This window comes from Pirellulales bacterium, assembly GCA_035656635.1.
In the GTDB taxonomy this organism is placed as follows: domain Bacteria; phylum Planctomycetota; class Planctomycetia; order Pirellulales; family JADZDJ01; genus DATJYL01.
Genome location: DASRSD010000088.1, coordinates 1 through 21,610 on the forward strand (window position 1 = coordinate 1; position 21,610 = coordinate 21,610).

The window sequence follows — 21,610 nt, forward strand, 5'->3', positions numbered from 1 at the left end:
GCTCAGCACCTGCGAGACGAATGACACCGGGTCGCTTTGATATTGTGCCGGGATTTGCACTTCGATATTTTGCTGATTCAATGCTTTGGCCAGGTTGCCGCCGCTGGCTTGGAAGCTGAGTTGACTGTTCACAAGCTCCGCCACATCCTGGGCCACTTGAAAATCGGCATAATTCTTATTGAGCACCAACGTTAATTTGCCGTCTTTGGTAAAGGCATTGAAAAAATCCTCTTCCAATCGGCAGCCGCGGAAAATGCGCCCAGATGTGGTCAGCTTAGTGTCGTTGAGATTGATGGCGCCTTGGGCAAAGCCATACACACGGTCGCTGTTGACATGCGGGCCCTGTAGTGGCGCCATAATAAGTGTGCCGCCGGCGAGACTTTTCGCGCCGCCGATGGAACTTACGGTGCAATCGAGCAAATCTCCCTGCCGCGCTCCGGCGGCGGGCACCGTGACGGTGACCATGACCAGCGCCACATTTTTTGCATCTTTCAAATCGGCGGTGCCGTTTTTACCCATCGGACTGCCCATCAGTTGCATGGCGGTAGCGAGGCTGCGCATGGTGGGCAGAAAATTGCCGCCATCGCCGGTGCTTTTTAAGCCGACGACCAATCCCAGGCCTTGCAGCGTGTTTTCTTCTTGGCCTTTCACCCGGCAAATGCTTTTCAGCAAAGTGCGCGCGCCAAGGGTGGCACTGCTCACGGTAATACTTAGCATTACGGCGATTATCAGAATTCTTCGCAGCATGGAATGTTCTTTTATGTGCTGTGGCATTGAGTGACTATTTCGCAATCTAGATGACCAAACCAGGCAGCCGATGTCTTTTCCCCACTTGCTTAGAACGGCGAGAAGCGATCGAACCAATTCGTAAACCAACCGCGTTTGTAGCCATCGCGCACATGGCCTAATTCCCGCTTGTAAATGCTCAGTTCGGCAATGTTCTGACTGAGGACCGTGTTGTTCGGCAAAACATCTTCCCGGCGAATGACGCCGGTTAACGATTGTTCCCAGCGTTCTTCGTTGTTGTGAACCATCATGCGGGCCTCAATGACCAGCGTGCCATTCGGGCGAATATCCGCCACGGTGGCGGCAATGGTGAACGACAACGCGTTATTCGTGTCCAATTCCATTTGGGCTTGGTTTTGGACGTTCAAGTTGCCGTTAATATCGGGCTGGCCGGTCGAAGGGTTGGAAGCTTGGATGTTGAGTCCCTTGAATTTGATCCAGTCTTGGAGCTGCGCCTGATATTGCGCCGTGCGCCGGCGTTGCACTTCGCCTTTGCTTACTAAGGCGTCTTTCTCATTGACAATTACGGTAATAATATCGTGCAGCTTGATTTCCTTGGGCGGATCGGCCTTTTGAAACACCCACGACGAGCCGGCCAAGGTGATCGGTTGCCCTTGTACGGCAGGAATATCTTGGCGAAACAGGCTCGAATCTTGCGCGCCCGCGCGGCCAACCAGGAGCGCCGCAAGCAGCCATGCGAAAACAAACCGCGCGTTTTTAGCGATCGAAAAAATCATCGTTAGCGATTTCCCAGATTGTCGTTCGAGTTCATAGCAGCCGCGGTACGAACCGGATGTGCGGCGGCCATCCGCGCCTTTGCCGCAGAGCTTCGCGCACTATAACCCGGCCCGGGCTCGGTGGCGGCAACGGCTTCCGGCGTTGTGGCCTCCTCGGCGTTGACGACTACCTGGTCGATTCCGGTCACGCGTGAGAAAAAAGTTTTGCGGTCCAAAACGGCTTCCACCGTAATCAATTGTCCGCGGCTGCCATCTTCGCGGGCCCGGCCTGTCGTGCGAATTTTTATCCCAGGCGCCATTACGTACACGGTCACAATGCTGCCGCGTTTCACCAATACTGGCGTGCGAACGTACTGCGGGTCGAGCACCTGCCCCGGAGCAATGGCCAAAATTGCTTCTCGCCCCACCACTTCGTCCAACGTCGCGAAAGCGCCATCGGCAGCTTCTGCGCCCGGGTTGAGCCGTTGCAAGGCAACATCATCGGCTTGAATGATGGCGCCGCAGGGAACATCCTTCGTCGTTACCACGACCATCGCAGGCAGAGTGACTGTCGCGGCGACGGAGAAAGTCGTAGGCCCTTTATCGCTGCGTACTTCCACTTCAAACGATTGCTTCCCAGGCCAGGGAGCTTGGCCGCCGCGCAGCGTCAGGTGATGAACGTCTGCCAACACAAGTTGAGCCTGAGCGGCGGTGAGATCGACACTTACATTCCACGGATCGCCCGAGGCGGTCACCCGTTGCAAATACTGAACGATTGCATCGGCCACGGCCCGCTGCGCTTCCTGGACGGAGGTTAGCGGTAATGTTTTTGCCGTTTTTGCGACTTGCTTTACCTGCTCATTCGCGGCCGCAATTGTCACTTGGCCGGCGCCGGAGAAATGGAATTGCAATAAATTCAGCCCGCGGCGCTCCAATGTATCTTGAATTTCGCGTACCGACATTTGTCGCTGCTTGCCCGAAATCGGCGCCGGGGTCAATTCAATGGCCGACAGGCTTTGCACTTCTTGATCGTCGGCGGCAAACACCTCTGCCACATCGCCGAGGTGCACAATGCTGCCGGTAGCGTGCGCATCGCTGCGCAGCCGTATCTCTGCGGCATGGGCCACAGTTCCTAGCAATGTTCCCAACAGGGCTGCCAAAACCAATGGTTTCATCATTTGTGTTCTTGAGGCCATAAAAATGTTTGTGTGCGCTGACGGTCGAAACGTTACACTCGCTGCAGATTATCGATCAGTTGCAAAACCTGGTTGCCCGTTTGCACCGCCTGAGAGTTCAATTCGAATGCTCTTTGCGTGGTGATCAAATCGATCAATTGCGTCACGGGGTTCACGTTGGAATTTTCCAACGCGTTTTGCTGGATCGTTCCGAATCCTGGCGTGCCAGGATTCCCCTGCAAGGGAGAACCCGACGAAACCGTTTCTTGGAACAAATTTTGTCCCATTTTCAACAGACCCTGCGGATTGATAAAGCGTGCTAATTGAATCTGGCCGACCTGCTGCAATTGCGGCGTGTTGGCCTGCTGAACGGAAACCAATCCTTCGGGACTGACGACAATTCCGACGGCATCTTGAGGAATTGTGATGGCGGGGTCCAGCAACCGGCCATCGGAGGCCGATGCCAGCACAATTTGCCCATTGGCATTCAGGCTGAAGTTGCCGGCGCGCGAGTAATAGATTTGCCCACTGGGATCGGTCACTTGAAAGAACCCGTCGCCGACAACGGCCCAGTCCAAAGGCCGGCCGGTTTGCTGGAAGGAGCCTTGTGAAAAATCGGCTTGCGTGCTTTGAACCCGCACGCCCAAGCCAACGTGAATGCCGGTCGGCGTGAACTGGCCGGCGCTATCTTGGTTGCCAGGCAGAATCGGGTTTTGATACATCAAGTCTTCAAAGTTGCAGCGGTCCTGCTTGAAGCCCGTGGTATTCACGTTCGCCAAGTTATTGGAGATGGTGTCGAGCTTCGTTTGCAGCGCATCCATGCCGGTCGCTGCGGTGTAAAGAGTCTGTAGGCCCATATCAGTTGTCAGTGGGTGGAAAGGAACGAGGGTTTAATTGCTGCCTGCTTACGAAGTTTGTCGCAGCGCTCCGTTGATGAGTGTTTCTGTCGCTGAGTCATACGTATGAATCATGTTGACGTTGGCTTCAAACGCCCGGGAAGTTTCGATCAAATCCATCATTTCCGAAGCGGGGTGAACCGTGCTTTGTTCGACCGAATGCCACAAGACTTGTCGATTGTCGTCTGCCAGAGGTTGCGCGGGCGCCAAGGAAGAAAACAGGTTTTCGCCCACTTTGACCAAATCACCGAGCGACCGTGGCTTAACCAGCGCGAGGCGTGTATTTTCACCCCCTTGGCTAATGCTGCCGTCGGGATTGACTTGCCAAGGGCCGGCGTCCGAATCGATTTCAATTGGGCTGTGATCTTCGCTTAGCACAGGATCGCCGTCTTGCGTAACCAGTTGCCCTGCGGAAGTGACTTGAAAGTTGCCAGCGCGGGTAAGCAGCTCGCGATTGCCGTGGCGGACGAGAAAGAATCCCTCGCCATTAATTGCCATGTCGGTATCGTTTTTCGATTGCGACAATGGCCCCGCTGAAAAATCAGTGGCGGTAGCCAACACTTTCACGCCGCCGCCGAGATCGTTGATGCCGCGCGTGCCTTGGGCCGCTTGGCCTTCTTGAATGGCTTGCGCCAATCGGCTTTGAAACAGGGCTACGTCACGCTTGAAGCCAGGCGTGGCCACGTTGGCGATGTTGTTCGACAACACGTCCAACCGTTGGCTTTGGGTGTAAGCCCCTTCGGCAGATAAATACAGCCCGTATGGCATAGCCGCTGTGTTTGCTGCGGTTATGCCCCCCTGCAAATAGAAAAATCTACGGGTCCAACTGAGAGCAACCAGCGTGCCGCAAAGAAATGAGGCGTGCAAAATTCCGCCCGTTGCGTCGGAAGTTCAAGCCGGCTCGTTGCTTATTCTCGCGCGACGCCTATCGGCGAAAGTGATAGCAAGGCCGACGTGATGCGCCGCTTCGAGCGGAATCCGCTACTTCCTCCGCGCAAAACCTGCCGATTGCAGGTAGGCTCAGGCAGTTCAGGCGTCGCAGCTTGTGATTGCCACGTCACGGCAGAGGATCGGTGGGAAAAGTGCGCGGGTTTGACGCCATATCTGTGACGGCGTCGGCCACCACGTCGTATTTTTGGAAGCCCTGCGGCGAACGGAAAACGATCGTTCGATGATCAGGGGCAATTCGAAATGCTTCGCGCTCCGAATCGATCCAAAAAGCAAGCAATGTTTGCTGCGCCACAGGTAGTAATTGTATCTGTTTGTTCCAGAACAATGCGTTGATGATATTCCCTTGAGCATTCTTTCGTTCGCCCAGCGTGGCTGATGGATTCTTGATAACTTCGGTAGAACTACAACCACCAACCAGAAGCACGGCCGCAAACAGCCAAAACCAGAATGCCGTTTCGATTTTCATGCTCCGCATTATAGCCGAGTTAAAAATTTCCATCCAAGGCGCGCACATCGGACCCTGTAGGCAGAGTGGTTCGCCGGATCGTTTTCCTGGTAGATCGTGGTCCACGGGACAGCTTTTCCATCGGCGGCGAATTGATTAGAATTTTCCCCGGAGGGTAAGCGAATGGTTAGCGGTCTGACTCGAAATCAGATGCCGGGAAACCGGTTGCGGGTTCGAATCCCGTGCCCTCCGCCTTGACTTCCCGCAAGCTCTAGCATGAAGTCGTCAGAATTCGCACAAGCCCCTGAGTCATCAGGGGCTTGTGTCGTTTCTTGCTCGTCGCTGCGTTCCGGTGCGGCTGGTTGCTGCACCGTGTTTTGCACCGCTTTTGCACCGGATTCTGCACCGCCTTGAATGGCGCGTTCAAAGTCATCGTCCGTGACTTGCAGATAGTGTTTTAGCGCAACTCGCTGACTATTTCCAAACCATGCGGTAACGACGTGTAGTGGATACTTTCTTGCAAGTTCCGTTTCGCGACTGGCTCTTAGAGCATGAAAAAGACGGGGCCACGGTTTCAATCCTGCTCGCTTCAAGATGCGCTCAAACTGAGTCCGCATATTGATGTTCCGCCAGCCCTTGGCTGTGAGTGCGGATTCGCGGTAAGGTCCGCCAACAACATATACTGCTCCCTCCGGGGCAAGCTCAAACGCCTCTTCCAAATAGGGCCGCAGTTCCGCAAACAGTGGCATAGTTCGGCTGTCTTTGCCGGGGTGATGTTCGGTTTTGGGCGATTGAACTTCAATCCGCCCGCGTTCCCAGTCAACATCTTGCCAGCGGAGTGAAAGCACTTCGCTTGGGCAGCGCAATCCGCCAAAACGACATAGCGCCACAATCGTGCGCCAATGGGGGTCGCAAAAGGCAATTACGCGCTCGATTTCTTCAACTGTGATATATCGCTGCCGATCTTTGGACAGCACAGCGACCGTCGTAATACCTTCAAACGGATTGCTGGGGATTAGCTTTCGTTTGCGTGCCGCTTTGAAAAACGTACAAGCGAATTGCAGTCTCTTTTGAACCGTAGTCGATGCAAGTTTTTCGGCAATTAGATACTGTTTGAAGGCTTCGGCATCAGCCTCTGTGATGGTAATCATATCGCGATTTTCGCCGAAAAATGTACGCAGATTGCGTATGGGCTGCGACCAGATTTCTTTGGTCGCTTCCTTTACGTCTTTACGTTGTGTGACGTAATCGTCGAGAAATTTCCCAAGCGCGGTAATTCCGCGCTCAGGAATCAAGCCGGCTTTCGCTAGCTTGTCGGCCATCGGTTTTTCAAGCTGCGCCAACCAGCGGGCTGTTTCGTCGTCAATCGCGTGACCAGCTAACTTCGATGCGATAATGAGTTCTACGCGCAACTTCACGGCCTCAGCGATTCGCTGCGCCACCTTTCCAAGACGAATCGACCGCCGCTTGCCATCGGCTCCGATAAATTGGACAGTGCGTCTGCCATTTGGTTCTCTACTGATACTCGCCATGATTACGCTACCCCCATTGCCGATGTCTTGTATTTGCTGCTGATGCGCTGGCCGTCAATAAATCGCTGAATGTCGGTAATGGCATACAGCACGCGCCGCCCGATGCGAATCACCGGAATAGCTTGTTCCTTGGTTAGCGTCCACAGCGTGCGCGGGCTAATGCCTAAAGTGTTGGCCGTTTGGTTAACGGTCAATAAGATACGTTCCATTCTAATCTCCCAGTTTGCTTGTTTCAGGTGTCTTGTTGTTTGCAGTTTCAACGGTTTTGCACAACCGAGCACAAATTCGGTCCATGATTTCTTCCCATCCGGGAATGTCGCGTAACTCGTCGGTGACAATACTGACCACTTCCTTGATAAGAATGCGCACCGCATCCTTGGTGAGCAATTCACCAGCCGCTAATTCCTGAGTGTGGTTAGCTTTCACGAGCGCACCCACTGTATTCAGTAAGTCCCTGACCAGCGGTAGACAGGCAGCGCGGTCGTTGGCGGAGTTCAACCGATCTTCAATCAGCGATTTGGCCAATGCCAGTTCATCTCGCAGCGTGGCCAAATTGTCCGACTGTCGGAACTCAGCAACGCGGGCGTTAAACTTGGCTTCGTTCAATTTGTAGTTGGTAACTTCGTTCATGATCTGCTCCAAATAAGTTCCCGTGCCGGCGCGAGGCCGGCACGGGAATTGTTCTATTGATTAACTTTCCAATACTCTTCGGGTTGGCACGTTTCGGTCAAATCGAGTTGACGTTTCCGTTCCCGAACCTCCTCTGCTGTCGCATCGGAGTCGTTGCGAGCCTCGTCATAAGCGCTGGCCGCATGGTTTCGCATCTTCTTGATTTGCTGTTTGTGGGCTTCGTCGGCACGTTCCACATCGTGTTTCCGTTGCCACAATTCAGCCCAGCGCTCGGCCAATTTAATCCGACGCGCTAGCTGGGCTTGTTCGCTGGGAGCGAGAGGGCATTGGCTTTTCAACTCGTCTAGCCGCGCCGTCCACGGGTTTTGATCCGGGTCAGGCTGTGCTGGTTCGATAAGCTGAACATCCTCGCGCACACGTTGCGACAGCGGTTGCTCGTCGGGTGCTGCGTCTAGGTGCCCGGTGATTTCCTCGCGCTTCGTTAACGATTGGCCCTTAAGACGTTCCAAATTAGCCAATAACTCGGCACCGTATTGCTTAGCTTGCGCCAGTGCTGATTTCCGCTGGGGAAAGTGCTGAGGATTGTTGCGTGGCGGATGGCTGAACTTTTTGCCGTAGACTTCAAACCCATCGGACCGTTCGTTAATTTTTACTTTCGTGTCATCGTAAGACATGGTGTCTGTTCCTAGTTGTCGCCAGAGAAGTCTGTCCACGTAGCGGCGACGGTGCCACGGGACGAAAGAGTTGGGGTTGCCACTTGCGTAGGCGTGCGATTGCCAACATCGGCGACGTGCCATGCAGCACAGTCTCCTTAATGCTGTAGGCAATCCGCGTTGGATCAAACGCACCCTGTTCGTAAGCAAGTCGTTTCAGACGGTTGAGTTTAGAGAGATTCATGCAAAGTTGAGGAGTTGAGAAATGCGCTGGCCGGCGAATGTCCCCCGGTAGTTTTGCAACCGATAGAGAACTTCCTGCTTAGCGCTCGGATAAGTTGGCTCTACGGGATCGGCATCCTGGTTGTCAGCCATGATGCTCAATAGCAGATACAACCACGAGAATTCACTACCGGAGCCTTGAGCGTCGTGAGTAAGGCTCATGTCTTGGATGACTTGACGAAACGGATTCATACAGATTTCCTTCATGGCGCAAAAGAGAATCACGGCGACGCGCTGCGCCGAAAAGCGCCGCCGTGGGATTAGCAAGGATGCTTGAGCGTTAGCCCCAGGTAGTACCAGGGTCGCTGTGCATCGGTGGAGAATTTGCTGCACACCGTGAAACCGTCGGCGGAGCGTTTGCGCTCTACCATCGGGAAGCCGTTGGCAAGCGCCTTGCCGAATTGTCGGGCATTGACCGCTTCCAATTCTTCGGCTTCACACTGCTGCCGATAAATTTCATAGAGAGCCTGGCAAGGAATGGCAGCCCGATCACTGAGGTTGCAATGTTCCTCAATGAACTCTGAAACTGGAGCGGCCGCATGCCGCAACACTGCTTTCAACTCCCGACTCGATTTCGGTTCGGTGAACTGGCCTTGATTGATGCGCAATCTTCGTAATCCATCAATCGCCCAGTTCAAAATACCAGGCAGTTCGGCTTCAAGTTGTTGTCCTAATTTCGGGTCGGCATCTTTACCCTTGAATTGGCGAGTGAATCGCAGACACAGCGCACGGTCGTATAAAGCGCCAGAATCATCCGGCAGCGCGAGCCGTGTATCATTGGAAGAAATCACAATTTTGATCGGCAGTCGTCCGGTAAATTGCCGGATATTTTTTCCGTCGATCAAAACCGCGTCCTCGCCGGTGACGGCCTTTAAGACACTGACGATTTCCTGAACGTCATCTTTATCTTTTGGGAACTTCGCATCGGGGACGAGCGCTAGCGACTTGCCCCATAGCGGATCGAGTCCGAATCGCGTGCCGAGTGATTTCAAACTGGGGCCAGCCATGCTGTGCCCAACTAAAGCGGACAAAATTCGGGTGATCGTTCCTTTGCCGGACCGACCAATGCCTAGCAGCATCAAGAATTTCTGGAGCAAGGTATCGCGGGTTAAACAGTAGCCAAACCATTCCTGTAACAAAGCGTGGCAATCAGAATCGTCCCACACTTCCGACAAGAATCGCAGCCAGCGCTTTGGCTCCGGTGCGCCAGAATCAAAGTGGATAGGCAACTTGTGGTTATTAAACAGCGCCGACGAAATGGGAATCGAATATTCAACGTTCCCGGTGAGTAAACCGGGAAGATGAATCAACAAGTTGTTGCAAGGTAAGCAATCAGTTGCGGGCCAATCGTGATGCGTCAGCCAGAATGGCGGAGCCAAATGCGGATCGACATGAATTCTGGCGATGCTTTCCAGGGCGTTGTAGGTGTCGCCCACTAAGGATCGCTTCACCGCACGAGGCGGCTTGCCGAATTTCTCGGCACAGGCATCGAAGTCTGATTTAATGGATTCTGTAAGCAACGGCGAGATGCGTTTTTGGTCAGTTTCTTCCCACATTCCGTTACTCCAACTGTAGGATGTATCGTTCAACCGACGAAACGTAGGTAGACCATTGATGGCGTGGCGACGTAGATAGCTGTCAGCAAGTCGGTGTGGGTCGTTCAGCTTGCCCTTGCGAAGCGCAGGTTTATTGAAGTAGCAACAGGTCCATCCGCGTTTGCTTTTCTTCCAGGTGTCTGCTTCTTTCACGTCTTTGTGGTATCGCGTCACGAACCATGCGCCGTTCTCACGAGCATAGGCGAAGCAATTTCGATCCGATGGCCCTTCTTTGCCGGTGGCGACGGTCTTGAATTTGCCCTTGAGCTTCAAATCGGCATGCGCTTGTTGGAGCGAAGCGGTATGAGTCTTTAAGCATTTCCGGTCATCGTCCCATTCACCGCGACCGCGAGATTGCAAATATTCAATGAGCTTGCGATGCTCAGCGCTGAGGTCGGATGACTGAAACTGTTGATCTTGAGCTGTCGTCTGCGCTACCTCGTCTGTTGGAAGCGACTCTGGCAGTTCGGCAAGCTCGCATTCGGCTGGCTTGAGCAACTCAAATCCATTTTGGGCCGCGTCACGATGCCAAATCCAACTCATCACGCCGCAGCAATCAAAATTGGCTTGTAGGTCAAGTCCGGTTTGAGCAGCGAGCCATTGCAAGGCGCGATGGCCATTGCGTTGATGCTCATTGTGGGTTCGCGCCAGCGGCGGATTAGCTCCGTAAATGCGAACGTGAAAACCCTTGCCGCTTTTGGATCGGGTCAGTTCCACTTCCGGCACTACTTTTAGCTTGTCAACAATTTCCGCAAGTTGATCGGCTGATAAGCCATTCGCGTGGCCGCAAACAGAATCCAAGTCGAAATCCCAAAACCACGAAATCTGATCGACATAGTTCCAGCCATTCACGCCGATGGCTTCCACCGTTTCCGTGGTCAATGGCGGATGATAGGTCGTATCGTGAAAGTAAGGGTCGCCCCGCTTTCCCGCGCCATCCGATGGGATGCGCCGCGGATCATGCCCGACGAAGTTGATCTGGGTGCCGATGTCGGTTGCCCACAATCGTCGCATGTGATTGAGAGGTTGGTGCTGTTTGAGAAAAGCACCAATCGAATCGAGAAACATAAATCGAGTCCTCTGGGCTTGAGAGAAAAAACCATCGCCGACCACAGCCCGATGAACGGCGACAGAGTGCAGGCCAGCGGCCTGCGAGTAGAAAGCGGAGTTCCCGCTTGTTGCCGGGGCGACTAGATTCGCCTTAACCCGGCCAGAGAATAGTCAAAACCGAAAAAGCATCCTATGGTCCTATGCGCGGCTTATCGCAACCTGCTCATAGGACAGTGAAAAATCGGCCAAAAACAGGGCATTTATTGCTGGGGCGTCCTATAGTCCTATTGAAATCACAAATTCAAGAGATTGGAGGAGAGACTTGTAGCTGTAGCATGCAGGCGCAAGCCAAGTGTTATATGCAGCCTCTGAAAACGAGCGCCACACCGGACACAGGACAGGACCCGTGGTATCCCCTGATTTAATAGGAGTTTCCGCGTCGTCCTATGATCTAGGCGCATAGGACGGCTTGCGGACTTCATGGGACTAGCGAGAACAGCACTGCTCTAGGCCCCTATTAAGGATGGCGAACGAAACCAGTTAAGGGGCGCGAGATTTTGAGATTTTCGAGAAATAATTTGCCGCGTCGAAACAGGCCGGAGGCACCTGCGACCCCGCTGACCCACTCTACGAAGCTGGCTTTGCCTTACGCTTGCCGCGCCGGCATGGCTTGTCCGGCAACCCTAATTGTTGGCATATTTCCCGCAGCACACGATCTACCACACGGCGGGCCTGGTACTGACCGATACCCGTTTCCTCTTCAATCTGGGCAAAGCTGTGTTCCAGCACGCGGCGGCGAACGATTTCCACAGCATCACCTTTGATTAGCGCATCTCGAATCAGCTTCCGCAGGAATTCCAGCCGACAGCCGCCGATGTCAACTTTGGGCACCTCCATCACGGCGTTGAATTCCGCTTCCTTGTCCAGATTGTACTTTTGCAGAGTGAATCGTGGAGTGTTGACCTCGTCCGTATTTAACGGGCACAGCAGGATTTCGTCTTTGACTTTCTTCCGCCGCTGGTTATCGCCGTACAATTCGCGGGCGATGGCATTGCCGGAGGCATTCAAGATGTGCTCGCGCACACCTTCCAATTCGTCGCCATAGTCAACGGCTTGACCGTCTACCGCCTCGAACTTACCCGGTTCAACCTCTGCGCCAAGTGGGAGTGGATTCCCGGCCTCATCCCGAAAGCTCTCCAATGCTGCTACTAAGCCGATGTTGAATAAATCAGGTCCCAGTGTTGCATGCCGTTTGTGAGGCACGCCCTTGCGGTAGAGTTCCGTGATGACCTGTTTGCGAATGGAGCGTGTTTGGCCGAGCACCAAGCTGTTTCGATAGTAGTCGCACCCTTCACTCAGCCAGCATGGGCCTGATAGCTGTCCCACCAATGATCTTTAGCCAGCGGCGTCTTACATTCGTCCCAAGAGACAAGTCCCGAATACCTGTGAAAAATATCGGGCTTCCAAGGTTGCAGACGGTCGAGAGTTTCCCAGATAAGCGTCGAATCCAAATGCACACCTCCTTTCTGTACAGTTAGATTATCGGCGACAAGGAATGTTAGCTGCTGGCTTCCGGTTCACCCCGCAGAAAAATTGCCGGGCCGTGGTTTTGCTTATCCGAGTTAGGAAATATGTGATCGAAAGTCCGGCAACTCGGGCGCACCGCGCCTCGCGGTTAAGTGTCCCATTTTCGCAGTTGGCCACAATCGTCGAACCACCGACAGCCCATATAATCGGCCTCGCCGGAAACAAGCAATCGGCCCATCACTACGCGGTCCCGGTTCAGCGCGCGGGCAGCAGACGAAACATGGGCGAAGCGCTCTACCCGGCCATCGGGCCAGCGACGGATGACGGCACGGCCTTTACCACGGCCGCGCTTGTGTGGTGGTCGCGGCAGAACATTCCGTAGCCAAGTGGGCTTCCGATTGGCATCGCCAGTTGACCAGCGGCAGATTTGGTCTATCCGCTCCCGCGCTAGCCGCTGCGCTTGCGAGGCCGGGATGCTAACACTCGCCAACAGCCAGCGCAGCGTTTCACCCGGCGGCGGCTGAGGAGATTCACCTTGGTGACAAACACCAACAGACGTTGGCAAACCAGCGTCGTTGACAAATTCAAACACTCGATAACTCGGCAGTCGCATGCTCACTCCTGCGCGCTAAGGCGCTAAAAAACCAAACACCGAAAATAGTCACGCTTTCGTTTGACACCCCGCAAAACCCGCAGCATAGTTGAAATAGAATCACGCTTTTTACATGAAAGTGAGACAACACCATGCCAAGCAACAAAGGCAAGAGATTCCCCGTCGAAACGCTGGTCGAATCCGAAGTCGAATCGCTGTTGGCTGCGTGCAATCAAGGCGTGACGGGCACACGTAACCGCTGCCTTATCACTCTGCTGTATCGTACTGGCTTGCGCATCAGCGAAGCATTGGCGCTGCGCCCGTCAGACGCCAGCGGCAACGCTTTGACTGTATTGCGTGGCAAAGGCGGCAAACGGCGCGTGGTCGGAATTGACGCTTGGACAACAGCCGCGTTGTCCGCGTGGATGGCCACACGCTCCAAAGCGGGCATATCGAGCCGTGCGCCATTATTCTGTACGTTGGACGGCGAATCGCTGGAAACAAGCTATGTCAGGCACTTGCTGCCGCGATTGGCGCGCAAGGCAGGAATTAGCAAGCGAGTGCATCCACATGGCCTACGCCACTCATTCGCCAGCGACGCCGCAATGGATTTGCCATTGCCGGTGTTGTCTGCCGCGTTGGGCCATGATCATCTTAGCACGACTGAACGCTACATTCACGCGCTCAATCCGCGAATTGTTGTTGAAGCTATGGCCGCGCGATCGTGATTCTCAATTCGATATGTTCGCTCTTGCTTTAGCTATTGTTTGATCGACAGCGACGAGCGGCAGTAATGCCTACTCTGCCGGGTCAAATCTCTCCGCCAAAACCAGCTCCGCCAGTGGCACGCGAATCGCTGCCCTTTCGTCAATGATATTGGCGATTTCGCAGAAGATCGTAGCTACGAAATACTACGCAAGATAAATCCGGCGATTGCAGCGGCAGCACAGACGCCCGCCGCGATCAGCACGATCCACTTGCCGATGCCATCGTAAGCCGAATCCGGCTCACCAGTCACGTTCGCGGCAATCAGCGTGGTCAATTCATCGTCGTCCATATTCTAATTATAGCTTAGGCCGCCTAAGCTGATCATGTATTCCCGTTCGCCAGCTATGTCAGCTATCGCCCACGCGGCCGTTTCGTCGCGCGAGCGACCCAACATAACCACTTGCAGCTCCATCGACGACAGGCGCGCTCGACGATTCCTGTAATCGCTGTTCACTGCATTCCACCGCAGTGCTCACTTTGTGCCATCAACGTCCCGACCCTCGGAACGAAGCACGACGTGATCGCCCGACCTCAGCCCATTGGCCCCAGCGATTACTACTTTATCTTCGGGGGTCACACCCTTCTCGATGACACACATGTTGCCGTCCAATGCCCCTATCTGTACTGCACGTTGCGCCACGATATCTTGATCACTTACTACCCATAGGTAGAAATTACCCTTTTCTCCACCGACCGCCTCTTCAGGCACTTCCAGCACAGGGCGCGGCGGACCCAAAGTCATCCGCACGCGGACAAACATGCCGGGCAATAGCAGGTCGTCTGCATTTGGCAAAACGCCATAGACGGAAATGGTGCCCGTCGTCGGATCGAACTTGTCACCAAACTGATCAAGTACACCCGCGCGGGGGAAGTTGTTTTCGTCGGGTAAACCTATGGCCAGTGGGTCACCTTCACCTTTGACCTGTCCCTCGCCCAATTTCTGTTGATAGTTCAGATACGACCGTTGATCCATGTTAAAGACGACGTCCATTGGCTTTTCTGGAAGTTTCTTTGTACGCAGCATGGGCGGCGCAACAGAAGCCTCCAAACGGCCTGTGAATTCCTCGAATGGCGCCAGCTCGCGACACACCGGACTGCTGAGAGCTACCCGCACAGCGCTGTTCTCTGGAGATTTGAGTTGGCCGCTGGCCACATTTGCGATTTTCGCCGTGCGATCCACCTCCGATTGCGGTTCGTGCTGCCCCTTCGAGCAGCCAGGCAGAGCCAACAGAGCGAAGCTGATCGCGACTACGATTCCCAAGGACGAGAATTTGCCAGAAACGTGGTCAGACAGAATCATGGACAGCCTCCTTTCAAAGGACATGGGAGTGCCTACTCCGATGGCCAAGATAGTTGCCGGTGCTCCGATTTTGAAACCCCACGATAGTTCAAGAAGCAGTTCGGCATATTCACGGCGATTCGCGGGATTGGTATCAATTGCCATAGCGTCACATGCCATCTCCGCCGTTTCATTCAGGCGTCGGCGGACAAACCAAAAGAACGGATTCCACCACCAAACGATGCTCACGATCATTTCCAGCCAGGCCACCCAATGATCGCCACGATATATGTGAGCCAACTCGTGAGTGATGACGCCACGCGAGCGCACAACTTCGGTCTGGCTCGACAGCGATTCCGGCCAAACTAGCCGCGGCCGACCCAGGCACCAAATGAACGGCGAAAGGATGCCACGGGCGATCAGTGCTTGCGGCGGCCGCAGGCCTAGTTGCTTAGCTACAATCTGGACTTCGTTCGTGAGGCACTCCGGTGCGTTGGCGGCCGCACCGACTAGCGACATGCGGCTAGCGATCCGACGAAACTGCCATGACGTGACTACTGCCCCACCGATGATCCAAGCCATGGTGACAATGACGTCGACCTGTCTAGCATTGGCTTGCAGCGATGGCGTGTCTTTGACGGGAGACATTGATGGGAGACGGATGTGATCGGTTGCCCTTAGGTTCTCGTCGAGTTCACCCATATGTACGGTTTCAGAGACCGGCGCAGTTGCTGGTATGGACCAGATCGAATTCCGAACCTGCTGTATTGACCAAGGCCAGGAGACAATAGGTGGCATGACCAGTTTCAGCAAAACGACTAGCCAAAGCACATGCTGCACGGCCGGGCGATTGCGGAACAGACGGCACATGAGAAGTGCAAACGGCACCATCACCCCGACGGCGATTGTGTTTTGCCCCAGCCACCAAAGCAAGATGCTCATTTCCCACCCCGCTTTCCACGCTTCGCCTCAAGGCCTTCAATCATCTGCCGAAAACGGGCCAGTTGTTGGGGAGAGAAGCGATGACGCTTTGCGAAAGCCAAGACCAACGGTATCGCTTTGCCGTCGCAAAACTCGTCGGCCAAGTCGATCATCCGTGCGTGCATCACCTCGTCGCGAGTAACCAATGCGCGAAAGACGAAGGCAAACCGGTGTTTGTCACTGCCGACGTAACCCTTTTTTTCCAACCGTTGTAGCAACGTGATGACGGTGGACCGACTCCATTGCTGACCTCGTTTTGTTAAGTAGGCCAGTACATTCCGAACTGCGAGCGGTCCATGATCCCAAAGCACCTTGAGCACCTCACGCTCTGCGACACTCATTGCCGGCCGTTGCTCATTCGCCATAGTCATCGTCGATACTCCGATTACCCGCACCTTATTTACATTGTGTCAACAATTGGATTTTATCGACGCAATGTAAACAAGTCAAGTGAGTGGACACGCGGGCAAATCTTCCGGCCGCGTCACTAACCCCAGTGACGCGGCCTTTGTCACTCCCCCCGCCTCTCTGCTACAATGCGGGGATGATCCGGATTCCGATGTCATTGATGGCGTTGCTGGTGGTGATCGCCATCTGTGGTGTCTTCTGCTACCCGGTCGTACTGCTAAGGAAAGCGATTGGATTGCCAGAAATGCCCTATGATCCACTGTTCATCTTCGGGGCAATTATCGTTGGAGTGGCGTTTGCTTATCTGCTGGGCGCGTTGATGACCCGCGAGAAATAGATGCAATGGTCGCTCAGGGGCCAACCCTTTGAGTTCTCCGCCAGTCGCTAATCGGGTATGATGGGGGTATGAAAGTCACGATTTTCCATCTGTTGGCGGCGATTGTGCTTTTTGGCGTTGCCGCCTACTTCATTCCCGTCCTGCTGATCGTCTATCAGTGGGTAGGTTTGATAGCTGTTAGCTTGTTATTTATTGCGGCCATCGTTGGGATAATTTGGCCACCGGCTAGACTCCTGGCCAAGCAACGACGGGCAAACCTTCACGAATCTAGAAAAGAAAATTCAAACTGACCCACTACCGCACTACCGGGGAATAAGGCCCTTTGACCTTCGCATCCGAACCGGGTTATTCAGGTGATGTGCGTATGCCAGTCCCCACAATAAAAAAATCTCTCGGAGAAGTCCAAGAGAGTGTCCAGAAGAGGATCGTTTTCTACAAGGAGGTTATTGCCAAACATCCCCGTTGGCGTTGGCCGCCACCGGTGCTCGCTTTGGCGATGGAGTTTCAGGTATTGGCGATGGAAGAGCCACTGGATTTGGTTCGCATTCGCGATTTTGGCAATCGACTGCGACAGCATATTATCGAGCATCGTTTGAAAGGTTTTGAGTCTTTTATTTGGGATGTAGAAGCGCTCGAATTATTCGGCAGAGGGTAATCCTCAGGATTAGACTGCCCCACTACCAGATTTTGCCCGCGAGCATGGAAGTTGGCCGGCGGATATGCGTAAATTTTCTACTGACACGATGCCAGAATTGACATATTTTAATTTGCGGCAGCGCTAAAGACTCAGAACAGGCTCGTCGGATTCTTCAAGCCATCACGCCAGTTTGCCACGAATCCTTGGAATCGCATCCCGATGGTGTTTGGATCGGCTACAGTCTCTACGTTTTTCGCCGTGTCACTCTTGGTGCAATTGGATCGTGGCCAGTCAATAGGGCTTCAGCGCCCCAACTAGTGCCGCGCGGACTGGTTTGCCAAGCAAGGTTTGACCCATCAGGGTCAGCGAGGGGCGCGGGCGCAAATCGAGTCCGATATATTCGCACAATTTGTCGGCGGTCTCGAAGCTAATGCCACGTTCACAGCCCGTATCGGCGACTGGCAGCGATAGGCAAAGCCGCTACAATGCGGGACATGAGATTAAGGCATCCGGAGCGTATTCTGGCAGCGGTCGTGGCTGGCTATCTGGCGCTCTCATTTTTGTTCTTCGCCATTGGCCTGAAAACAATAGCGTACTGGATGTACGGGATAGGCGTTGCGATTGCTTGTGTGCCACTCGTCGGAGGATTTGTTTACTTGACATACGAAAAGTTCCGAAGACGAATAAAATAATTTTGCTTATGTCACTTAGGGGACAGTGCCTTGGCTAGTGGCTTTTTGTACAGACCGTTACCGACCGTTACCTTTTTGTGCAACTAGGGCTTTTTGTGCAAAGCCGCCCCTCTGCTACAATGCAGGGTATGAAACTAGCCTATCTGTTGGCGTCTGATTTCAGCGGCATCGGCACATTTCTTTTGTTGTTTCTGGTCGTCGTGACGGTTGTTGGCACGACAATGCTTGTGCTAAGTGCAACTGTCGGTCGGCGACGTTGGTGGGGATTGTTTTTGGCAGCGACGCCAGTCGCTGCCGGGATAGGTATTGCCATTCCTGTCACTATAGCCGAATGCGACTTGCCGACTTACCTCATTTTGGTCGCACCAGAATTACTGCTTGGAATCATTTCCATAATCTTATGGAGCTTGCCACGACAATGAATTTGGGGGCAGATAGACTTTTTGTGCAGACCGTCACCTTTTTGTACAACTAGGGCTTTTTGTGGTAGTGGTTCACTTTGAAGTTGTCGCCATGTAAGGCGAATCGGGTATGATGGGGGGATGGAAACAAGAACCGTATTAGCCGGTAGTGCGATTCTGTTGTGTATCGGTCTATACCCGCTGTTAGCGGTTGTTTTCGGTTGGCCATTGGCATGGCGCAGCATACGTACCGGACGTGAAACACACCCTATGTCCGTGGCGGGCAAGCTGGCGTGTACCGCGCTTCCATTTGTCATAGTTTTTTGCGCCGCTGCGGTTACGAGTAAGCTCCCGCAGGTTTGCTATGCGATTGGCATTCCGCTAACAATCTTTGTCGCTGCGGCAATAGCGCACGACATGCATCGGTAAAAAAATCTCACAATTAGACTGATACACTACCCGCTGACCGATCCGAAGATTCAAAGTGAACCATTACCCTTTTTGTGCAAAGCCGCCACGATAGGCTACGATAGTGCATTCTTGGGCACTATGGTAAGTCGCTTGTCAAACGCTTAGGACGATGGAATGTCTCCTGCCGCATCAATCAGCGCTAAAATCGCCTTGCGGATCGGTCCGCGTAGCGATGGCCATGCTGCATTGACTCGGCTCAATTCTTGAACTAATTTTGTCGCGTCTATGCCAACTGCACCGGATTCTGCACCGCCTCGTTGCGAATCATCGGTTTTTCCCGTAGGTTGTGAGGGCGGTCGAATCCCGTGCCCTCCGCTGAAAATGAAGAGCCAATCGCAAGTACTGACGGGTGTTTGATTTCGGAACTGGCTTGGTTTTCCTTTATCCCTGATGTCCAGGAATTGTCCCGGTAGCGTGCATTCGGTTTGCACTCGATACTCGCTGGCAATCGCGCGTGCGCGGTCCCCGCGGTCAGCGAAATGTAAATGGTTGAAGTGAACGCCAGCAATTGAAAAATCTTCACGGTCAAATCCTCCGATTAGTTGCCGGCATTGGCCGCCGGCTTGCCGTCCCCAAAAGGGACCTTCATCATAAATTCCTGCGATTTGTCGTCGGCCAGCTTGTAGTACAAATCTCCAGCGGTAGGCCGTCGATCGCCGGTGTGATCCTGTCATTTGTCGACTACTTCGCAGGGGATGCCGGCGTTAACACAAAAAGTCTTAAAAAACGACCGCAAGCTATGAAACGTATAGCCGCCATTCTTTTTCCCGGCCGGTATCTTTAATGCCATCAGCAGCTTTTGGAATTGCTCGTTGACGTCGCGCATGTTCAGATGGTGGCCGCCCTCGGGATATTGTGGACTGGGCGCTGCATTAAAGAACCATTCGCTTTTTGATTTTGGCTGCTGCTCAAGTACCATCCGCAACCGTGGATGGATCGGAACCTTTCCACTATTGCCAGTTTTTGTTTCGGTACCCGGTCGAGAGACAAAATGAATCCAATTACCGGCAAGGTCAATATCCTCCTTCAGTAAGTGTTGTATTTCTCCGCTACGGCGGCCGGTAAAAGCCGCGATGGCGATTATTGGCAGTAAATCCCGAGGAACAATCGAAAGCACTGCGTAAAGCTGCTCCAAAGTTGGTCCGCCCCGCGGTTCGTATTTTGGACGGGGAAATTTACGAAACGTCAAAGGATTTATTGGCATCAATTGCCGCTGGGCACACCAGCCAAAAAAGGTTTTCAGCATTTGCCCCTCGTTGGCCATACTCCGTTCGCCAATTTGCGGGTCTCGGAAATCACGGTAACGATCAATGAAAGACAGATCGACTTCTACTAAATTCGTAATTCCTTCCATATCAGCAAAGCCGATGAATTTCTTCAACAGGCCGTCGTATTTCTTGCGTGTTTTGCCACGTCGTTTTTCAGTTTTTTGAAACTGCAGGAAATTATCAGTTGCTTGCTGGATTGATACCCTTTTCTGGGCCGATTGCGGCATCGGGTTGTAGCCCTGTTGCAGCTGATTGTCCAGCTGGACCGCCCATTGACGTGCCGTCGGAAGATTGCGAGTCTTGAGCGATTTCCGGCAATGCTTGCCCTTCCACCAGTAGTCCGCGTTCCAGGTCTTTTTCTTGCCGCGAAGTTGAATTGTCACAAACATTCCGACGCGAATTCTTATTTCTTTTTTGCTCATGATTATTGGGGACTGTCCATTCGGGACCGTTGTATAGGAGTTCGATTGCTCGATCGAGCCAAATCAGCCAATGTTTGCCGCGTTTTCGCGCCGCGCCATCTATAGGAGCCCGCGATCGAGCCAGAGGTAGACGGTTTTGCGACTGACCCCAAGAAGCTCGGCAAGCTCTTCAGGACGCACGCTCGGCGACCGGCGCATGCCGTGGTCACGGCTTTCTGGCAACCGTGCCGGAACCGTCCACGTTCGTGCTAGCCGCCTTGGGATTCGGCGCGATGGCGTAGATCGCGCGCCGCAAACAAGCCAGCGGTTATGGGAACTATCGCCACTATGGTTCCAGGGTTTGAACAGGCGGTTCGTCATCTGGGAATGCTGAATCGCGTAGGAAACGTGGCTTTGGGCTAGGTGTTTAGCCGGACCAAAATCTTTTTGCTGGGATGGTAACAGCGGTCGCCGGACGGATTGGTTATCATTGGAAGACATGTCCGAAGTCACTCAATTACTGACTGCTATTGGTGAAGGCGATTTGAAAGCGACGGCCGAATTGTTCCCCTTGGTATATGAAGAACTTAAGCGACTGGCTCGCGCGCGCATGGCGGATGAACGCGCCGAGCACACTCTGCAAGCCACGGCGCTAGTGCACGAAGCATATTTACGTCTGACCAGCGACGAAGATAATCCATGGGATAACCGCGGCCATTTCTTTGCTGCCGCGGCGGAGGCGATGCGGCGGATTTTGATCGAATATGCGCGCAGCAAAAATGCAGTGAAGCGTGGCGGCAATCGAGAGCGCATTCAATTGGACGATTGCCAATTGACGGCAGTTTCGCCGCCCGAGAAGCTGGACGAGCTACTGGCCCTGGATGAAGCGCTCACGAAATTTGCGGCCGAGGCACCGGACAAGGCAGAGCTGGTAAAGCTGCGCTACTTTGCCGGATTGTCGGTAGAAGAATCAGCGGCGGCGATGGGAATTTCGCCCGCCACTGCCAAACGCTATTGGGCATTCGCCCGCGCGTGGCTTTATAAGGCAATAAACGGGTAGACGTCGGAAGGAGTATCCATGGTGGAACGGCAAGTCGATTGAGCCTTGGAAGCAGCGGATGACGCATAACCTACTGT

Annotated in this window: 24 protein-coding genes and 1 tRNA gene; 7 read left to right on the plus strand and 18 right to left on the minus strand. The window is 53.7% G+C overall.

Annotated features, from left to right (window positions below):
* The 6 genes from VFE46_08145 to VFE46_08170 form a co-directional block, all read right to left on the minus strand.
* Positions 1–747 (minus strand): flagellar basal body P-ring protein FlgI (locus VFE46_08145; GenBank protein HZZ27963.1); only part of this gene is annotated, 747 nt, incomplete at its 3' end.
* An 89-nt stretch (positions 748–836) separates the two neighbouring features.
* Complete coding sequence (locus VFE46_08150; protein ID HZZ27964.1) at positions 837–1,523, minus strand: flagellar basal body L-ring protein FlgH; 687 nt, start codon at positions 1,521–1,523, stop codon at positions 837–839.
* A 2-nt stretch (positions 1,524–1,525) separates the two neighbouring features.
* A complete protein-coding gene (gene flgA / locus VFE46_08155) occupies positions 1,526–2,677 on the minus strand; it encodes a flagellar basal body P-ring formation chaperone FlgA (protein HZZ27965.1) in 1,152 nt (383 codons plus the stop codon).
* Positions 2,678–2,730: 53 nt separating this feature from the next.
* Positions 2,731–3,534 carry a flagellar basal-body rod protein FlgG gene (flgG, locus tag VFE46_08160; GenBank protein ID HZZ27966.1) on the minus strand — a complete coding sequence of 268 codons (804 nt, stop codon included), beginning with the start codon at positions 3,532–3,534 and terminating at the stop codon, positions 2,731–2,733.
* Between the two features lie 48 nt (positions 3,535–3,582).
* Complete coding sequence (gene flgF / locus VFE46_08165; protein ID HZZ27967.1) at positions 3,583–4,341, minus strand: flagellar basal-body rod protein FlgF; 759 nt, start codon at positions 4,339–4,341, stop codon at positions 3,583–3,585.
* Positions 4,342–4,630: 289 nt separating this feature from the next.
* Positions 4,631–4,990, minus strand: coding sequence for a hypothetical protein (locus VFE46_08170; GenBank protein ID HZZ27968.1), 360 nt, complete (start codon positions 4,988–4,990; stop codon positions 4,631–4,633).
* 149 nt (positions 4,991–5,139) lie between these two features.
* Here VFE46_08170 and VFE46_08175 point away from each other — a divergent pair.
* Positions 5,140–5,221, plus strand: a tRNA-Ser gene (locus tag VFE46_08175).
* Between the two features lie 1,282 nt (positions 5,222–6,503).
* Here the strand turns inward: VFE46_08175 and VFE46_08180 are convergent.
* From VFE46_08180 to VFE46_08210, 7 genes are all read right to left on the minus strand, one after another.
* Positions 6,504–6,710, minus strand: coding sequence for a helix-turn-helix domain-containing protein (locus tag VFE46_08180; GenBank protein HZZ27969.1), 207 nt, complete (start codon positions 6,708–6,710; stop codon positions 6,504–6,506).
* Position 6,711: 1 nt separating this feature from the next.
* Positions 6,712–7,131 carry a hypothetical protein gene (locus VFE46_08185; GenBank protein HZZ27970.1) on the minus strand — a complete coding sequence of 140 codons (420 nt, stop codon included), beginning with the start codon at positions 7,129–7,131 and terminating at the stop codon, positions 6,712–6,714.
* Positions 7,132–7,184: 53 nt separating this feature from the next.
* On the minus strand, positions 7,185–7,805 hold the full coding sequence (locus VFE46_08190) for a hypothetical protein (GenBank protein ID HZZ27971.1): 621 nt from the start codon (positions 7,803–7,805) through the stop codon (positions 7,185–7,187).
* A gap of 219 nt (positions 7,806–8,024) precedes the next feature.
* Positions 8,025–8,258, minus strand: coding sequence for a hypothetical protein (locus VFE46_08195; GenBank protein HZZ27972.1), 234 nt, complete (start codon positions 8,256–8,258; stop codon positions 8,025–8,027).
* Positions 8,259–8,326: 68 nt separating this feature from the next.
* Positions 8,327–10,729, minus strand: coding sequence for a phage/plasmid primase, P4 family (locus VFE46_08200; protein HZZ27973.1), 2,403 nt, complete (start codon positions 10,727–10,729; stop codon positions 8,327–8,329).
* A 609-nt stretch (positions 10,730–11,338) separates the two neighbouring features.
* Entirely contained in the window at positions 11,339–12,097 is a 759-nt protein-coding gene (locus VFE46_08205; protein HZZ27974.1) for a hypothetical protein, read from the minus strand.
* Positions 12,098–12,386: 289 nt separating this feature from the next.
* Positions 12,387–12,851 (minus strand): hypothetical protein, encoded by a 465-nt coding sequence (locus tag VFE46_08210; protein HZZ27975.1) that lies wholly within the window; start codon positions 12,849–12,851, stop codon positions 12,387–12,389.
* A gap of 131 nt (positions 12,852–12,982) precedes the next feature.
* On the opposite strand from VFE46_08210, the gene VFE46_08215 reads away from it, so the two are divergent.
* Positions 12,983–13,558 (plus strand): tyrosine-type recombinase/integrase, encoded by a 576-nt coding sequence (locus VFE46_08215; protein HZZ27976.1) that lies wholly within the window; start codon positions 12,983–12,985, stop codon positions 13,556–13,558.
* A gap of 173 nt (positions 13,559–13,731) precedes the next feature.
* Here VFE46_08215 and VFE46_08220 read toward each other — a convergent pair whose 3' ends face one another.
* The 3 genes from VFE46_08220 to VFE46_08230 all read right to left on the minus strand — a co-directional run bounded on the left by VFE46_08220 (position 13,732) and on the right by VFE46_08230 (position 16,229).
* Complete coding sequence (locus VFE46_08220) at positions 13,732–13,887, minus strand: hypothetical protein (GenBank protein ID HZZ27977.1); 156 nt, start codon at positions 13,885–13,887, stop codon at positions 13,732–13,734.
* 183 nt (positions 13,888–14,070) lie between these two features.
* Entirely contained in the window at positions 14,071–15,819 is a 1,749-nt protein-coding gene (locus VFE46_08225; protein HZZ27978.1) for a M56 family metallopeptidase, read from the minus strand.
* Entirely contained in the window at positions 15,816–16,229 is a 414-nt protein-coding gene (locus VFE46_08230) for a BlaI/MecI/CopY family transcriptional regulator (GenBank protein HZZ27979.1), read from the minus strand. Before VFE46_08230 ends, VFE46_08225 begins: the two co-directional genes overlap by 4 nt.
* Before the next feature lie 173 nt (positions 16,230–16,402).
* On the opposite strand from VFE46_08230, the gene VFE46_08235 reads away from it, so the two are divergent.
* From VFE46_08235 to VFE46_08250, 4 genes are all read left to right on the plus strand, one after another.
* On the plus strand, positions 16,403–16,603 hold the full coding sequence (locus VFE46_08235; GenBank protein HZZ27980.1) for a hypothetical protein: 201 nt from the start codon (positions 16,403–16,405) through the stop codon (positions 16,601–16,603).
* A 68-nt stretch (positions 16,604–16,671) separates the two neighbouring features.
* Positions 16,672–16,893 carry a hypothetical protein gene (locus tag VFE46_08240; GenBank protein HZZ27981.1) on the plus strand — a complete coding sequence of 74 codons (222 nt, stop codon included), beginning with the start codon at positions 16,672–16,674 and terminating at the stop codon, positions 16,891–16,893.
* A 32-nt stretch (positions 16,894–16,925) separates the two neighbouring features.
* Entirely contained in the window at positions 16,926–17,258 is a 333-nt protein-coding gene (locus VFE46_08245) for a hypothetical protein (GenBank protein HZZ27982.1), read from the plus strand.
* A 793-nt stretch (positions 17,259–18,051) separates the two neighbouring features.
* A complete protein-coding gene (locus tag VFE46_08250) occupies positions 18,052–18,354 on the plus strand; it encodes a hypothetical protein (protein HZZ27983.1) in 303 nt (100 codons plus the stop codon).
* 673 nt (positions 18,355–19,027) lie between these two features.
* On the opposite strand, the gene VFE46_08255 is transcribed toward VFE46_08250, so the two are convergent.
* Together VFE46_08255 and VFE46_08260 are read right to left on the minus strand one after the other, a co-directional pair.
* Entirely contained in the window at positions 19,028–19,327 is a 300-nt protein-coding gene (locus VFE46_08255; GenBank protein ID HZZ27984.1) for a hypothetical protein, read from the minus strand.
* 147 nt (positions 19,328–19,474) lie between these two features.
* On the minus strand, positions 19,475–20,494 hold the full coding sequence (locus VFE46_08260; GenBank protein HZZ27985.1) for a site-specific integrase: 1,020 nt from the start codon (positions 20,492–20,494) through the stop codon (positions 19,475–19,477).
* Positions 20,495–20,972: 478 nt separating this feature from the next.
* Here VFE46_08260 and VFE46_08265 point away from each other — a divergent pair, with 478 nt between their 5' ends.
* Positions 20,973–21,533, plus strand: a complete 561-nt coding sequence (locus tag VFE46_08265) for a sigma-70 family RNA polymerase sigma factor (GenBank protein HZZ27986.1) — start codon at positions 20,973–20,975, stop codon at positions 21,531–21,533.
* Positions 21,534–21,610: the final 77 nt, after the last annotated feature.

Coding starts and splice junctions, on each gene's coding strand:
- flgA (HZZ27965.1), bottom strand. CDS start 2,677: ATGAAACCATTGGTTTTGGCAGCCCTGTTGGGAACATTGCTAGGAACT.
- VFE46_08190 (HZZ27971.1), bottom strand. CDS start 7,805: ATGTCTTACGATGACACGAAAGTAAAAATTAACGAACGGTCCGATGGG.
- VFE46_08180 (HZZ27969.1), bottom strand. CDS start 6,710: ATGGAACGTATCTTATTGACCGTTAACCAAACGGCCAACACTTTAGGC.
- VFE46_08210 (HZZ27975.1), bottom strand. CDS start 12,851: ATGCGACTGCCGAGTTATCGAGTGTTTGAATTTGTCAACGACGCTGGT.
- VFE46_08235 (HZZ27980.1), top strand. CDS start 16,403: ATGATCCGGATTCCGATGTCATTGATGGCGTTGCTGGTGGTGATCGCC.
- VFE46_08195 (HZZ27972.1), bottom strand. CDS start 8,258: ATGAATCCGTTTCGTCAAGTCATCCAAGACATGAGCCTTACTCACGAC.
- VFE46_08200 (HZZ27973.1), bottom strand. CDS start 10,729: ATGTTTCTCGATTCGATTGGTGCTTTTCTCAAACAGCACCAACCTCTC.
- VFE46_08240 (HZZ27981.1), top strand. CDS start 16,672: ATGAAAGTCACGATTTTCCATCTGTTGGCGGCGATTGTGCTTTTTGGC.
- VFE46_08215 (HZZ27976.1), top strand. CDS start 12,983: ATGCCAAGCAACAAAGGCAAGAGATTCCCCGTCGAAACGCTGGTCGAA.
- VFE46_08220 (HZZ27977.1), bottom strand. CDS start 13,887: ATGGACGACGATGAATTGACCACGCTGATTGCCGCGAACGTGACTGGT.
- VFE46_08185 (HZZ27970.1), bottom strand. CDS start 7,131: ATGAACGAAGTTACCAACTACAAATTGAACGAAGCCAAGTTTAACGCC.
- flgG (HZZ27966.1), bottom strand. CDS start 3,534: ATGGGCCTACAGACTCTTTACACCGCAGCGACCGGCATGGATGCGCTG.
- VFE46_08225 (HZZ27978.1), bottom strand. CDS start 15,819: ATGAGCATCTTGCTTTGGTGGCTGGGGCAAAACACAATCGCCGTCGGG.
- VFE46_08230 (HZZ27979.1), bottom strand. CDS start 16,229: ATGACTATGGCGAATGAGCAACGGCCGGCAATGAGTGTCGCAGAGCGT.
- VFE46_08260 (HZZ27985.1), bottom strand. CDS start 20,494: ATGAGCAAAAAAGAAATAAGAATTCGCGTCGGAATGTTTGTGACAATT.
- VFE46_08150 (HZZ27964.1), bottom strand. CDS start 1,523: ATGATTTTTTCGATCGCTAAAAACGCGCGGTTTGTTTTCGCATGGCTG.
- VFE46_08170 (HZZ27968.1), bottom strand. CDS start 4,990: ATGAAAATCGAAACGGCATTCTGGTTTTGGCTGTTTGCGGCCGTGCTT.
- VFE46_08250 (HZZ27983.1), top strand. CDS start 18,052: ATGCAGGGTATGAAACTAGCCTATCTGTTGGCGTCTGATTTCAGCGGC.
- flgF (HZZ27967.1), bottom strand. CDS start 4,341: ATGCCATACGGGCTGTATTTATCTGCCGAAGGGGCTTACACCCAAAGC.
- VFE46_08265 (HZZ27986.1), top strand. CDS start 20,973: ATGTCCGAAGTCACTCAATTACTGACTGCTATTGGTGAAGGCGATTTG.